Raw genomic sequence first — 1,464 nt, 5'->3', positions numbered from 1 at the left:
CCGTCCTGGTCGCCGCCGTCACGACCTGGGCCGTCGTCGGCGGGGACGACGACAAGGACCCGGTCGCCAAGCCCACCGCCACGGCCACCTCCACCGCCGCCCCGAAGCCCACCGAGTCGGTGGACCAGGGCGACGGTTCGGGCGACGGCGGCAACGGCGAGGACGACCTCAACGCGGGCCGCCAGGCCGGCGAGGCGAAGGTCAACTGGCTGCTGAAGAACAACGTCGACCTGCCCCGCAACGGCTCCGACGTCTTCGGCCCGTGGATCGTCGGCGACACCGTCGTCAAGGCGATGTACAAGGGCGTCGACGGCTACGGCCTGAGCGACGGCAAGTCCAAGTGGCACGTCGACCTGCCGTTCGAGCTGTGCGCGGTCCCGCCGGAGCCCGCCGCCGACGGCTCCATGGTCTTCGGGTACGCCGAGAGCGCCAAGGACGGCGCCAAGTGCACTCAGCTCCAGAAGATCGACCTCAAGACCGGCAAGCCCGGCTGGAAGAAGGCCGTCCCGAAGCCCACGGGCTTCTTCGCCTTCTCCGACAACACCCTGGCCATCAGCGGCAACACGGTCACCGCGGCCGGCTCCAGCAGCGCGTACGGCTTCTCGCTCGCCGACGGCCACCAGCTCTTCAAGAGCCCCGACAGCGGCTGCAAGCCCTTCGCCTACGCCGGCGGCAGCAAGCTGATCGCCGCCATGGACTGCCCCTCGGGCAGCACGACCAAGAAGCTCCAGGCGATCGGCCAGGTCGACCCCAACACCGGCAAGCCGAAGTTCACCTTCCAGCTGGAGGCGAACTGGGAGGTCGACAAGGTCTACTCGGTCGACCCGCTGGTCGTCTCGGCCACCCAGCGCGACCAGAAGAAGTGGTCCGTCTTCGCGCTCGACGCGAACGGCAGGCTCCGCTCGCAGATCCAGGGCGGCAAGGACAAGTTCGCCCCCTCGTGCGGCGGCGGCCTGGTCATCTTCGGCCGCAACCTCCAGGGCTGCACCGGTGTCGCGGCCGACGCGAACACCTTCTACATGGCCACCGAGACCAGCTACGGCACGGCCAACGAGGTCATCGCCTTCGACCTGAAGACCGGCAAGGCCAAGTGGCGCTCCAAGGCCCCCGGCGAGCAGTCGATGACGCCGCTGCGCATGGAGGGCGGGCAGGTCCTGCTGCACATCGCCCCGTCGTACGACAAGGGCGGCGCCGTCGCCACCCTCGCCCCGACCGGCGGCGCGCCGAAGATCCTGCTCCAGCACCCGGCCTCGACCGCCGATGTCGAGAGCGACTTCTACGACCCGGGCTTCGCTTACGGCAGCGGCACCTTCGTCGTGGCGGCCGGACGTGTGTCGGCGTCCAGCGACAAGGAAGAGATGCAGGTCAAGACCATGATGGCCTTCAGCAAGTGAGGTGCACGGACCGATGACGCAGCCACCCCCCCCCCCCCCCCCCCCCCCCCCCCTCTCTTACTCATCTCCC

1 protein-coding gene is annotated in these 1,464 nt (G+C 69.5%); it reads left to right on the top strand.

Going from position 1 to position 1,464, the window contains the following annotated elements:
- A partial coding sequence (locus CCN56_RS38570; RefSeq protein ID WP_086832298.1) for a PQQ-binding-like beta-propeller repeat protein occupies nucleotides 1–1,394 on the top strand: 1,394 nt, incomplete at its 5' end.
- Nucleotides 1,395–1,464: the final 70 nt, after the last annotated feature.

This window comes from Streptomyces sp. NRRL B-24572 (genome assembly GCF_002156145.1).
In the GTDB taxonomy this organism is placed as follows: domain Bacteria; phylum Actinomycetota; class Actinomycetes; order Streptomycetales; family Streptomycetaceae; genus Streptomyces; species Streptomyces vietnamensis.
The sequence above is the reverse complement of the archived record's forward strand: the minus strand, read 5'-3'. Positions and strand labels throughout refer to the sequence as shown.